This is a genomic window from Geobacillus sp. B4113_201601, assembly GCF_001587475.1.
In the GTDB taxonomy this organism is placed as follows: Bacteria; Bacillota; Bacilli; order Bacillales; family Anoxybacillaceae; genus Geobacillus; species Geobacillus icigianus.
In genome coordinates, this window is sequence record NZ_LQYX01000041.1 from 14990 (window position 1) to 28145 (window position 13156).

The 13156-nt window shown below is 55.0% G+C and carries 12 protein-coding genes; 2 read left to right on the top strand and 10 right to left on the bottom strand.

Going from position 1 to position 13156, the window contains the following annotated elements; genetic code table 11:
* Window positions 1–4: 4 nt before the first annotated feature.
* From dnaJ to gpr, 9 genes are all read right to left on the bottom strand, one after another.
* Complete coding sequence (dnaJ, locus tag B4113_RS06285; protein ID WP_033018918.1) at window positions 5–1168, bottom strand: molecular chaperone DnaJ; 1164 nt, start codon at window positions 1166–1168, stop codon at window positions 5–7.
* A 132-nt stretch (window positions 1169–1300) separates the two neighbouring features.
* Window positions 1301–3106, bottom strand: a complete 1806-nt coding sequence (gene dnaK, locus B4113_RS06290) for a molecular chaperone DnaK (RefSeq protein ID WP_033018917.1) — start codon at window positions 3104–3106, stop codon at window positions 1301–1303.
* A 23-nt stretch (window positions 3107–3129) separates the two neighbouring features.
* Window positions 3130–3783, bottom strand: a complete 654-nt coding sequence (gene grpE, locus B4113_RS06295; protein WP_033018916.1) for a nucleotide exchange factor GrpE — start codon at window positions 3781–3783, stop codon at window positions 3130–3132.
* Between the two features lie 186 nt (window positions 3784–3969).
* A complete protein-coding gene (gene hrcA, locus B4113_RS06300; RefSeq protein WP_033018915.1) occupies window positions 3970–5004 on the bottom strand; it encodes a heat-inducible transcriptional repressor HrcA in 1035 nt (344 codons plus the stop codon).
* An 83-nt stretch (window positions 5005–5087) separates the two neighbouring features.
* Window positions 5088–6227 (bottom strand): radical SAM family heme chaperone HemW, encoded by a 1140-nt coding sequence (hemW, locus tag B4113_RS06305; protein WP_033018914.1) that lies wholly within the window; start codon window positions 6225–6227, stop codon window positions 5088–5090.
* Window positions 6228–6294: 67 nt separating this feature from the next.
* Window positions 6295–8124, bottom strand: coding sequence for a translation elongation factor 4 (lepA, locus tag B4113_RS06310; RefSeq protein WP_033018913.1), 1830 nt, complete (start codon window positions 8122–8124; stop codon window positions 6295–6297).
* 256 nt (window positions 8125–8380) lie between these two features.
* Window positions 8381–8719: a DUF3679 domain-containing protein gene (locus B4113_RS06315; protein ID WP_033018911.1), complete on the bottom strand. Its 339-nt coding sequence runs from the start codon at window positions 8717–8719 to the stop codon at window positions 8381–8383.
* Between the two features lie 12 nt (window positions 8720–8731).
* Complete coding sequence (gene spoIIP / locus B4113_RS06320; RefSeq protein WP_033018910.1) at window positions 8732–9931, bottom strand: stage II sporulation protein P; 1200 nt, start codon at window positions 9929–9931, stop codon at window positions 8732–8734.
* 73 nt (window positions 9932–10004) lie between these two features.
* Window positions 10005–11123 carry a GPR endopeptidase gene (gpr, locus tag B4113_RS06325; RefSeq protein WP_033018908.1) on the bottom strand — a complete coding sequence of 373 codons (1119 nt, stop codon included), beginning with the start codon at window positions 11121–11123 and terminating at the stop codon, window positions 10005–10007.
* 178 nt (window positions 11124–11301) lie between these two features.
* On the opposite strand from gpr, the gene rpsT reads away from it, so the two are divergent.
* Window positions 11302–11571 carry a 30S ribosomal protein S20 gene (gene rpsT / locus B4113_RS06330; protein WP_011231991.1) on the top strand — a complete coding sequence of 90 codons (270 nt, stop codon included), beginning with the start codon at window positions 11302–11304 and terminating at the stop codon, window positions 11569–11571.
* 51 nt (window positions 11572–11622) lie between these two features.
* On the opposite strand, the gene holA is transcribed toward rpsT, so the two are convergent.
* Window positions 11623–12663, bottom strand: a complete 1041-nt coding sequence (holA, locus tag B4113_RS06335; RefSeq protein WP_033018907.1) for a DNA polymerase III subunit delta — start codon at window positions 12661–12663, stop codon at window positions 11623–11625.
* 286 nt (window positions 12664–12949) lie between these two features.
* On the opposite strand from holA, the gene B4113_RS18590 reads away from it, so the two are divergent.
* Window positions 12950–13084: a YqzM family protein gene (locus B4113_RS18590; RefSeq protein ID WP_011231993.1), complete on the top strand. Its 135-nt coding sequence runs from the start codon at window positions 12950–12952 to the stop codon at window positions 13082–13084.
* The last annotated feature ends 72 nt before the right edge of the window (window positions 13085–13156 follow it).

A 13156-nucleotide genomic window follows, 5' to 3' on the forward strand; every position in this document is an offset into this window, starting at 1 on the left:
GCGCTTACGCTTCTCCTTTGAACGCCTTTTTGACTTTTTCAAAAAAACGGGTATGCGGCCCGTCATGCATCGTCTCTCCACCGAGCCGATCAAACTCGCGCAACAGCTGTTTTTGCTTTTCCGTCAACCGCGTCGGCGTCACAACGCGGACGATGACGTGCTGGTCGCCTTGGCCGTAGCCGCGCACGTTCGGCACCCCTTTTCCCTTCAAGCGAAAGCGCGTGCCCGTTTGCGTGCCGGCTGGGATTTTCAGCTTAACGGGGCCATGAAGCGTCGGCACTTCCATTTCATCGCCAAGCGCCGCTTGGGCGAACGACAGCGGCACCTCGCAATAAATATCGTCGCCGTCGCGCTTAAAAAACTCATGCGGTTCGACATGGAAGACGATGTACAAATCCCCCGGCGGCCCGCCGTTGATCCCCGGTTCCCCTTGACCGGCGACGCGCAGCTGCTGTCCGTCGTCGACACCGGCCGGAATTTTGACGTGAATTTTTTTCCGCCGTTTCACGCGCCCCGTGCCCCCGCACGTTGGGCATTTTTCCGGAATGTAGCGGCCCGTGCCGGCGCAGACCGGGCACGTCCGGCGGTTGACGATGCGGCCAAACGGCGTTGCTTGTTCGCTTGTCACTTGCCCGCTGCCGTGGCAGTGCGGGCACGATTGCGGGCTTGTGCCCGGTTTTGCCCCGCTGCCGCGGCACGTGTCGCACTCCTCTTCTCGGGGAACTTCGATTTCCGTTTCTTTTCCGAACGCCGCTTCCTCAAACGTGAGCGTCATCATATATTCGAGGTCGGCTCCTTTGCGCGGCCCGCTCGCCCGCCGGCGCGGCCCGCTCGCCCGCCGGCGCGGACCGGCGCCGAAAAACGTCTCAAAAATATCTTCAAAGCCGCCAAAGCCGCTAAAACCGCCGAAATCAAAGCCGCCTTGAAATCCGCCGCCAAACGTTTCGTTCGGATCGACATGCCCGAATTGGTCGTAGCGGGCCCGCTTTTCATCATCGCTCAGCACTTCGTACGCCTCTTTGATCTCCTTGAACTTCTCGGCGGCGTCCGGCGCTTTGTTAATGTCTGGATGATACTGTTTCGAAAGCTTCCGGTACGCTTTTTTGATCTCGTCTTTCGTCGCGTTTTTGCTGACGCCGAGAATCTCGTAATAGTCGCGCTTCGCCATCGTTGATCATCCACTCCCGATTCATTCACATAAAGGTTATTTTATCATTTTCCTTTGCTTTATGGCAATATGTGAATGCTAGAAAAAAAGTCAAAGCCAAGGCAGGCCTGACTTTGACTTTTTCTTTTTCCCTTATTTATCGTCATTGACTTCTTTAAACTCCGCATCCACGACGTTGTCTTGGTTGGCCGCGCCCGTTTGCGCCTGTTTCGCCGCCTGCTCATACAGTTTGATCGACAGCTGCTGCACCGCTTCTTGCAGCGCTTCTTTTTTCTTGCGAATGTCATCGAGATCGTTTTTCTCGAGCGCCGCCTTCAACGCTTCCTTCGCCGCTTCGGCTTTCTTGATGTCATCGGCGCTCACTTTTCCTTCGACTTCTTTTAACGTTTTGTCAGTCATGAAAAGGAGCTGGTCGGCCTCGTTGCGCAGCTCGGCCGCTTCTTTCCGCTTCCGGTCGGCTTCGGCGTTTTCTTCCGCTTCTTTAATCATGCGCTGAATTTCCTCTTCCGACAAACCGGACGACGATTTGATCGTAATCGATTGCTCTTTGTTCGTTCCTAAATCTTTGGCGCGCACGTGAACGATGCCGTTGGCGTCGATATCGAACGTGACTTCAATTTGCGGCACGCCGCGCGGCGCCGGCGGGATGCCGGTCAGCTGGAAGCGGCCCAGCGTTTTGTTGTCGGCCGCCATCGGACGCTCCCCTTGCAAGACGTGAATGTCAACGGTCGTCTGGTTGTCGGCCGCGGTTGTAAACACTTGCGATTTGCTCGTCGGAATCGTCGTATTCCGCTCGATCAATTTCGTAAACACGCCGCCCATCGTTTCAATGCCGAGCGACAGCGGGGTGACGTCAAGCAGGACGACATCTTTGACCTCGCCGGCGATGACGCCGCCTTGGATCGCCGCGCCGATCGCCACGACTTCATCCGGGTTGACGCCTTTGTGCGGCTCTTTGCCGAGTTCGCGCTTGATCGCTTCTTGCACGGCCGGAATGCGCGTCGAACCGCCGACCAAAATGATTTTGTCGATGTCGGCTGGCGTCAAACCGGCGTCTTGCAACGCTTGGCGGACCGGTCCCATCGTCCGCTCGACGAGGTGGGCCGACAATTCTTCAAACTTGGCGCGGGTGAGCGTCGTCTCAAGATGGAGCGGGCCGTTTTCGTTCGCGCTGATAAACGGCAGCGAAATTTGCGTCTGCGTCACGCCGGACAGCTCTTTTTTCGCTTTTTCCGCCGCATCTTTTAAGCGCTGGAGCGCCATTTTGTCTTTGGACAAATCGATGCCGTGCTCTTGCTTGAACTGATTGACCAAATAATCGATGATCACTTGGTCAAAGTCGTCGCCGCCCAAATGGTTGTCGCCGGCGGTCGCCTTCACTTCAAACACGCCGTCGCCAAGCTCCAAAATCGAGACGTCAAACGTCCCGCCGCCCAAGTCGTAGACGAGAATCGTTTGGTCTTCTTCTTTATCTAAACCGTAAGCGAGCGCCGCCGCCGTCGGCTCGTTGATGATGCGTTCGACTTGCAAGCCGGCGATGCGGCCAGCGTCTTTCGTCGCTTGGCGTTGGGCATCGTTGAAATAGGCCGGCACGGTGATGACGGCGCGCGTCACCGGCTCACCTAAATAGTCTTCGGCGTACGATTTCAAGTATTGCAAAATGATCGCTGAAATTTCTTGCGGTGTATATTGCTTTCCTTCAATTTCGACTTTGTAATCGGTGCCCATATGGCGCTTGATCGAGATGATCGTGTTCGGGTTCGTGATCGCTTGCCGTTTGGCGACTTCGCCGACGAGGCGCTCGCCGTTTTTAAACGCCACGACCGATGGGGTCGTGCGGTTTCCTTCCGGGTTCGGAATGACTTTCGCTTCGCCGCCTTCCAACACGGCGACGCAAGAGTTCGTCGTTCCTAAGTCGATACCGATAATTTTGCTCATCGCCTATCACCCTCCGTTTCCGTTTACTGACTCACTTTGACCATGGCGGGGCGCAGCACGCGGTCTTTCAGCCGGTAGCCTTTTTGCAGCTCTTCCACGACCGTGTTCGGCTCATACCCCTCGGCTTCCGCTTGCATGACCGCTTGATGCCAATGGGGATCGAACGGCTTGCCGACCGCCTCGATCGCCTCAACCCCTTCTTTCTTCAAGGCATCGACAAGCGACCGGTACACCATTTCCATCCCTTGCAAAATCGACTTCGCCTGTTCGCTGTCCGCCTCAATGTTCAAGGCGCGTTCAAAGTTGTCGAGAACCGGAAGCAAATCATTGGCCAAACTTTGCGCGCGGTATTTTTCCGCCGCTTCCATCTCTTGGCGCGTCCGACGGCGGAAGTTTTCGAAATCGGCGTACAGGCGGAGATACCGGTTTTCCATCTCGGCCAATTTCGCTTCCAATTCAGCGATCTGCGCCTTGGCCGCTGCCAGCTCTTCGGCTGTTGGCGCCGTTTCCATCGGTTCCGCCGCTTCCTCCCGATCGGCTTGTTCGCTTTCTTCCTCATGCAAAGCAGCGTTCGATTCTCCGCCAAGCGGCGCGGCGGATTCTTCCTCACCCGCTCTCTCCCGCTCCGGTTCAGCGTATGTAGCTTGTTCCATGGCTTGTTTTTCTCCTTGTTCCATCGATTTTCACCTCCCTGCCCGGGCCCCTTGCCGGATGTTAGGCAAAAGCGAATCCGTCTCTCGATGGTCGCTCCTAGCGTCTTGATCAACCGTTTGCCGTCCCCCCGGGCCCTTCCTTGTTTATGTATCAATGGCCACAAGGAAAGGATGGATGCGCGATCCATCCGTTATCCAATATGGCCATTCTTATTGGCTTTGATACCATTTCGTCAGCGCGGCCGACAAATCGGAGGCGACGCGGTTTAAGACCGTGATGACGCGCGAATATTCCATGCGCGTCGGCCCTAAAATCGCAATCGCTCCAAGCGGCTCATCGCCGACCGTGTACGTCGCCGTAATCAAACTGCAGTTTTCCATGCCGCGCAGCTCGTTTTCGTGTCCGATCGACACCCGCACCCCTTTTTGGTTTTGCTTGCGGAGCAGACGGTAAATGTCTTTTTCTTGCTCAATGATGTTCAGAAGCGGGCGCACTTTTTGAATGTCGCTGAACTCCGGCTGGTTGAGCATGTTCGCCTTGCCGGCGAAAAACACTTTTTCGTCTTCGGGAACATCGATCGTCTCAACGAGCGTGTTCAGCACGCTGTCGTAGTTGCGGATGTGCCGGCGCAGGACGTCGGCCACTTCCGTCTCCATTTTCTCTTTCAAATCGACGAGCGGGACGCCGTTTAAGCGCTCGTTGAAAATGTTGATCATTTTTTCGAGATCGCCCGCATCCATGGATGACGGAATCGTCACGACCCGGTTTTCGACATGGCCGGTGTCCGTCACGATGATGGCCACCGCCGTCTGTTCATTGAGCGGGACGATTTGCATCCGCTTCAGCTTGCTTTCTTTAAACGCCGGGCCAAGAGCGATCGATGTATAATTCGTCAAATCGGACAAAATCTGTGCCGACTTTTGCATCAATTTCTCTAGCTCGCAGATGCGCTCAGCGAACACGGAGCGGATTTTTTGCAAGTCCGCCCGCGTCAGCCGCTGCGGCGGCAGCAGATGGTCGACATAGTATCGGTATCCTTTTTCCGACGGCACGCGGCCGGACGAAACGTGCGTTTTTTCGATGTAACCAAGCTCTTCCAAATCCGCCATCTCATTGCGGATCGTCGCTGAGCTGAACGCAATCTGATGCTTTTTCGATAACGTCCGCGAACCGACAGGCTGCCCTGAACGAATGAAATCGTCGATAATCACCTGCAAAATCAACAGTTGGCGGTCCGTTAGCAAGTGTCTCACCTCTGTTAGCACTCAAACAATTTGAGTGCTAAATCTACTATTAGGGTAGCAAATCAGCGAGCAAATGTCAATGTTTACATCTCGCCGAGGAACGCGGCGAACACCTCATTGCCGAGCAAGCGGCCGCGCTTGGTCAGGCGGAGGTGACCGTTCGTCTCCTCAAGACGTCCGCATGCGAGCTCGCGGCGAATCGCGGCACCAAACACATCGTCCATCTCGCACCCAAACTTTTGCCGGAAGCGGGCCTTGGATACCCCTTCCGTCTTGCGCAGCCCTAAAAAAAGTTCCTCTTCCATCTGTTCGCGGACGGTGAGGCGGCGCACAGCGCGATGCGGCCATTCGCCGCGCTCGATGGCGGCGATGTAATGCCGAACCGGGCCGATGTTCTCACGCCGCACACCGTCGATATAGCTGTGCGCCCCGGCGCCGATGCCGTAGTACTCCTCGTTGTTCCAGTAGGTCAAGTTGTGCCGGCTTTCCCGCCCCGGCAAAGCATAGTTGCTGATTTCGTATTGCCGGTAGCCGCCGGCCGGCAGGCGATCCATGGCCGCTTCGTACATTTCCGCTTCCGCTTCTTCGCCGGGAAGGCGAAGGCGCCCCTTCCGCCACTCGTTGTAAAACATCGTTTTCGGTTCAACCATCAAAGAATAGACGGACAGATGAGCGACTTCGAGCGACAGCGCTGCCTCGAGGTCGGCCAAAAACAGCGCCAACGTTTGTCCCGGCAATCCGTACATCAAATCGACGCTGATATTGACAAACCCAGCTTCTCGTGCCATCTCCACCGCCCGAACGACATCTTCACGCCGATGCGTCCGGCCGATGGCACAAAGCAGCTCGGGATCAAACGTCTGCACTCCGATGCTGAGGCGATTGACGCCGGCAGCGCGCAAAATGGCGAGCTTTTCGCTCGTCAATCCGTCCGGATTCGCTTCGACGGTGAACTCGGCTGTTGATCGGTCAAACTGAAAATGGCGGTGAATGCTTTCAAACAGGCGGCCGAGCTGCGCCGGTTCAAGCACCGTCGGCGTGCCGCCGCCGATAAACAGCGTTTGGAGCCGGCGGCCAAACTCAGCGGCCGTCCACGCCATTTCCTTGTCCATCGCCCGCAAGTAATCGTCGATCGGTTGGCCGGCGGCGAACACTTTGTTAAAGTCGCAATAATGACAAATATGGGCACAAAAAGGGATGTGAAAATAGGCGGAAATGGCCAATCGTGCTCCTCCTTTCCAACAGCGCGAACGAAACAAGGCTATCCCCCAAGGAGACAGCCTTGTCCGCTTATTTTTTCTGGTCATCGATTTTCAAAACGGCCATAAACGCTTCCTGCGGCACTTCGACCGATCCGATTTGTTTCATCCGCTTCTTTCCTTCTTTTTGTTTCTCAAGCAGCTTCCGCTTCCGCGATACGTCGCCCCCGTAACATTTGGCGAGCACGTTTTTGCGCAGCGCCTTGATCGTCGAACGGGCGATGATTTTGTTGCCGATCGCCGCTTGCACCGGCACTTCAAACTGCTGGCGCGGAATCAAATCTTTCAGCTTTTCCACGATCACTTTGCCGCGCTCATAGGCGGAATCGCGATGGACGATAAACGACAACGCATCGATTTTTTCGCCGTTAAGCAAAATATCCATCTTGACGAGGTTGGACGGCCGATAGCCGATCAACTCATAGTCGAACGACGCGTACCCTTTCGTGTTCGATTTTAAGGCATCGAAAAAGTCGTAGACAATTTCAGAAAGCGGAATATCGTAAATGAGCATGACGCGCTTTTCATCCAAATATTGCATATCGACAAACGTGCCCCGCTTCCCTTGACACAGCTCCATGACCGGCCCCACGTAGTCGTTCGGCACCATGATCGTCGCTTTCACGTACGGCTCTTCAATGCGGTCGATTTTTTGCGGATCGGGCATGTTCGTCGGGTTGTCGACGTTAACTTCGGTTCCATCGGTCAAATGCACCTTGTAAACGACGCTCGGCGCGGTCGTGATCAAATCGATATGAAATTCGCGCTCGAGCCGCTCTTGGATGATTTCCATATGAAGCAAGCCGAGAAATCCGCAGCGGAAGCCAAACCCAAGCGCCTGCGACGTCTCCGGCTCAAACTGGAGCGCCGCATCGTTGAGCTGCAGCTTCTCAAGCGCCTCGCGCAAATCGTTGTAGCGCGCCGTATCGATCGGGTACATGCCGCAAAACACCATCGGGTTGAGCTTCCGGTAGCCGGGGAGCGGCTCGGCCGCCGGCCGTTCGGCATCGGTGATCGTATCCCCGACGCGCGTGTCTTTCACGTTTTTAATGGAGGCGGTCAAATAGCCGACATCACCGACCGTCAATTCGTTGACAACTTTTTGCTTCGGGGTGAACACGCCGACTTCCGTCACTTCAAATTCTTTGCCGGTCGACATCATTTTGATGCGCTGGCCTGGCTTCACCGTTCCGTCAACGATGCGGACGTAAGCGACGACGCCGCGATACGGGTCATAAAGCGAATCAAAGATGAGCGCCTTCAGCGGCGCATCCGGATCGCCCGAAGGAGCCGGAATTTTCGCGACGATCTTTTCTAAAATCTCCTCGATGCCGATGCCGACTTTGGCCGACGCAAGCACGGCATCAGAGGCGTCAAGGCCGATCACATCCTCAATTTCTTGGCGCACCCGCTCCGGTTCGGCGCTTGGCAAATCGATTTTATTGATCACAGGCAAAATCTCCAAATTATTGTCAATCGCCAAGTACACGTTGGCGAGCGTCTGCGCTTCGATGCCTTGCGCCGCATCGACGACTAAAATCGCCCCTTCACAAGCAGCCAAACTGCGCGATACTTCGTACGTAAAATCGACGTGGCCCGGCGTGTCGATCAAATGGAAAATATACTCTTCGCCATTTTTCGCTTTGTATGTCAACTGCACCGCGTTCAATTTAATCGTGATGCCGCGTTCGCGCTCAAGATCCATCATATCGAGCGTCTGCTCGCGCAGTTCGCGCTCTGACAGCGCGCCGGTTTTCTCTAAAATGCGGTCGGCCAGCGTCGATTTTCCGTGGTCGATATGGGCGATAATCGAAAAATTGCGAATCCGTTCTTGCCGCTTCAACCGTTCTTCCCGGTTCATTGTCTCTCACTCCTGCTTCTTCGCAAAACTGCACTAGCTTTGATTATAGCAACAGCGTCAAGAAGATTCAATGGTGAACTGCGCGGACCGCTTGAGATGCTTTCTCCCTAGCCTTGCTTTTTTGCTTCGTTCTCCGTTTGGGCCATCACGCCGATCAGCGGCGCACCGGAAATGAGGCCTCATCGCCGTGACGGCAACAAAAAATCCGCCAAGCTTGAGCGAATGCCTTGACGGATGATACAACCAACCGGCCGAGTTACTCCAATACCCGGCCGATGAGGGAAAGAAGCGTGTTCATGAGCGCGGTGGCGGCGTCAGCGAGTCGACGACCAAGCTCGGAAAAAACGTTGAACGATGTCAACTCGCGCATCGTTTCCTGCTTTTTTTGCCAATCGGCCGCGGTGACGGTCTCACCAAACACCGCCGCCTCCACCTCTCCGCTGTCGTTTCGCTTCATTTCAACGACGGACGGAAATGCTGGATCCGCGTAGCCGCGCATCCGCTCCATTCCGTTGTGCGCCTGCTGCATGCCAAACAGCACGCCAAAAAACAATAGAAACAGCATCAATCCAAATTGAATCAGCCATTTCGCCATAGCAACACCCCTTTACTTTTTCTCGGGCGGGGTCGGCGCTTGAACTTTCTCGGCCTGCCAATAATACTCGCTAAACACATCGGCAAACGCAGCAGCCGAGCGGAACAGTTCGGCAAACGTATTGTCAACGCCACCGATTTCAATCAATATCGCGTTGCCCGATAAATCTTGATTGAATTTGCCATCGGTGCCAGCCCCTTGCTTCTTGATCACCCCGCGGCTCAGCCCCGGATATTTCTTTTGCATCAAATGGTGCAATTCCGTAGCCAGCTGCAAATTTTTCTCATATTCGGCGTTCTCGCCGCCGACAATAAACGCCACCCGGGCATACGTAGCGCCGTTGATCGTCGTCGTCGTATAGTTGCGCCGGTGGGCATCGCGGTGAATGTCGATCAAATATTGCAAATCGCGGTTTTGTTTCATCGCCGCGACGACCGTTTGCCGCGACATGTCATAGGCTTGGCTGTAGTTCATCCCTTTTTTCAGCAGCTCCGCTTCGATGTCGGTTTTGTTCACTTGCGCGCCGATGCCCCGCTTCTCCAACTCTTCCATCAGTTTCTCGCCGACTTTCGTGACATTGACGCTCCGGTGAAACGCCAAATTCGGGTCGGTCACCCCTTTTAAAGCCGGCAAATACGACTCGCGCGTATGAGTGTGATAAATGTAAACGACTTTTCTGCCCTCAGTCGTCTGCCTTGGCGGCGGCAACGGCTTTTCATCCTCCGTCTGCTCGGCTTGTTCAAGCTCTTCGACCGATGCCTGCCGTTCCGCCAGCATCACCTCAAGCGGAGGCGCCGATTCATACGGAATGTTCGTATAATCCGTCCCTTCGCCGGCGATTAAAATTTTGCTGTCATACAGTGCAAAGCCCGGCAGCTCGCTGCCTAGCAAACTGCGCGGATCATCAGGATTGATGCTCGTCGCTAGGCGAAACAGCAGCGACGAATAGTTTGTCCGCTGCCGCTCTTTCGGCAGCAGTTGGGCAAAATACCCGTTTTCCAACGCAAACAAGCGGACGAACGCCTCTTGTGGAAAATGGGCCGCCATATCGTTAATGGACGAGGATGACGGACGATATTCCGGCCGCAGCGACGTGAGCGCCCCGATGAGCATCACCATCATCATGCATCCTACAACGACGAGCATCAACAACTTTTTTAAGCTAGCTCCTGGAACAGCGATCATCACATGTGGCGGGCGCCATCGTTTCATACTTCCACCCTTTCCCGGCTTGTCTCCTCACTTTAACCTATGGCCAAGCAGGGAAAGATAGAACCGCTTTTTCCTACTGCGTGTAAGAACCGACGTTGTCTTGATTCACTTGCCGATGCAGCGCTCTGTTCAAACCGCCGGCCAATACGTTCGCCATATCGCTGATAAACGAATCGACTTCCTTTGGCGTCACCATCAAATTATGGCCGAGCGGGGCGAGCACTTCATAAATCAAGCGCCGCTTTTCCTCATCGCCGAGCGTGCCAACCATGCCGAGAAACGTCGACCGTTCTTGCGGCGACGGCATATCTTGTTCCGTCAGCTTCTTTTTGCGCCCGAACGTCCAGCCGGCCGGGGCGAGAGCGCTTGAAGGCCGCTGACCTTGGCGCATTTCGCGGCCGAAATGTTTCAAAATAAAGTCAATCGTGTCGCTTGTGATCGAGACGGCATCGACAACGGTCGGGACGCCGATCGAAATGACCGGGATGCCGAGCGTCTCGCGGCTCAGCTCTTTGCGCTTGTTGCCGACTCCGGAACCAGGATGAATGCCGGTGTCGGAAATTTGAATCGTTGCGTTGACGCGCTCAATCGAACGGGCGGCCAAGGCGTCAATGACAATGACAAAATCCGGCTTCGTTTTTTGGACGACCCCGTCGATGATATCGCTCGTTTCAATCCCCGTTGTCCCCATCACTCCCGGGGCGAGGGCGCTGACCGGCCGGAACCCTTCGGCGACGCTTTCCGGCTGCAACTGGAACAAATGGCGGGTCACCAGCACGTTTTCCACCGTCAGCGGCCCGAGCGCATCGGGGGTGACGTTTTGGTTGCCAAGCCCAACGATCAGGCAGCTGGCCTCATCCGGAATGCGAAGCCGCTTCAAAAAGGCGCTGAGCTGCTCGGAGAATACGCGCTGCACGCTTTGCTGCAGCTCTTTGTTTTGCTCGCGGATTCCTTGCGCTTCAATCGTCACATAATGGCCCGGCTTTTTTCCGATTGAAGCCGCTCCTTGCTCAGTGACATGCACATGTGACAGTTTGATGCCATCGATCTCTTGGTCGCGGATGATGACCCCTTCGATCGGGGCCCCGCTTTCTTTTTTTTGCTGCAGGCGCTCCTCCACAGCAATCTCATGCGCTTCAATGGCCAAATCGGTGCGCACGGAATACGGACGTAAATCGAGCGGCTGTTCCATGGCGTTCCTCCTCATGCCGTTTTCTTTTATTGTCACCGCAATGAGGCAACGTCATTCACATTTCGTAAAGGATTTTTGCTTGCACACTCTTGCATAATCAACAGGCGTTTGATAGAATAACATTTGTTCTTCCTGCTGTTCACAGCAAAAATTCGCATCGTAACGGAGGTGAATGGATGTGGCTAACATCAAATCGGCAATCAAACGGGCAAAAACGAGCGAAAAACGCCGCGCACACAACGCTTCGATGAAATCGGCGATGCGCACCGCCATTAAAAAGTTTGAGGCGCTCGTCGAACTGAAAGACGTGGAAAAAGCGCGCGAAGCGTTCATTATCGCGTCGAAAAAATTAGACAAAGCCGCAAGCAAAGGCCTTATCCATAAAAACGCCGCCAGCCGGCAAAAATCGCGCTTAGCGAAAAAATTAAACAGCATCCAAGCTTCCTAATGAAAAACGACCTGGCGCCAGGTCGTTTTTTTATAACGCTCTCGCCCGCTCTCATCGCCGGCTGCGTTCCTCTTCCGGCCGGGCGCCCCATCGCATCAGCAAAAGCTCGAGCGCCAGCCGGCGATCCATCGCCCCGCTTTTCACCTGATGATCGACATCGGCCAGATCATTGATCGCTTCGACAAGCTCTTGCTCGGAAAACCGCGCCGCTTGAGCAAGGGCGAGCTTGACGCGAAACGGATGAACGTTAAGCGCGGAGGCGATTTGCGTCTGCCCATACCCCGTTTGCGCGAGCCATTTCACTTGCGACAGCAAGCGGAAATGGGAAGCGAGCAGCGCCAACATTTTGATCGGCTCCTCTTGATGGCCAAGCAAATCGACAAGCGTCCGCAAGGCGCCGGGAATATCGCGCTTCGCCACCTGCTCGACGAGAACAAACACGTTCTCCTCCGGCGCGCGGGCGACGAGCCGCTCCACCGCGGCAGCTTCCACCACCCCGCCCGGTCCGGCGAACAGCGCCAACTTTTCCGTTTCGTTCGCCAGCACGGAAAGCTGCGTCCCCGCCCGCCGCAAAAGGACATCGATGGCCTCTTCGCTGATCGACGGGCCTTCGCTCTCGATGCGCCGCCGCACCCAAGCGCGCAGTTCCGCCTCGCCCAGCGAGGAAGCAACGACGACTTCGCAGCGCTCTTTGGCAAGCTTGGTGATTTTTTTTCGCTCATCGAGCTTGTCGTACGGGGCAAAAAAGATAACGATCGAAAACGGAGCCGGCGCGTTGACGTACGCCTCCAGCTTCGCCAAATTATGCTCGATCTCCTTCTCTTTTTCCGACGTAAAAAAATACGGATGCTTCACGACGACCACGCGACGCTCGCCGAAAAACGGCACCGTTTCCGCCTCCTCGAGCGCCATCTCGACCGGCGTTTCCTCGCAGTCATACACGGCGAAGTTCCACTCTCGCTCCCCTTCATCAAGCGCCGCCTTCACGATCCGCTCATACGTTTCTGTTAATAAAAACGGCTCGCTGCCATATAATAAATAAAGGGGAGAAAACCGTCGTTTTTCAATGTTTCCCCATACGCGTTCCAACATGTTCCCTTCTCCATTCTATCGCAGGATTCCCTGCTAGAAAGATACACCGTTTTTCGCCATTTTACAAGGGAACCGGCGGTCGGAAAAAACCGGTTCCCCTTTATATAAACGCCGGCTGATAAGTCCTAGGACCTTATCGTCCAGCGGGTTATTTTTATGTTTTCCCGGGCGTTGGAAAGTATTTGTGACAACTGTTGTCAAGGAAGGAAACGGGGCGGGCGATGGTAGATTTTTTCCGCGTTTTCGTCTATACTAAATAATGATTGCAAAGAGGAGGGAAAAAGCGATGAACGTCTTCGAAAAGGAAGTGCAAAGCCAGCGGAATGATGCTGTCGATTCCGCCGTTGGATTCATCGTATCGTTTGGCTTTTTCGCGACCATGTTCATCATCGCGACGCTGATCGAATTTTTCGGCCGGTAAAGGGATTGCTTTCTCCAGCAATCCTTTTTTTCTCTATCGGCGACCGCCGGATGCGGTTCGCTTTCCCGTTGC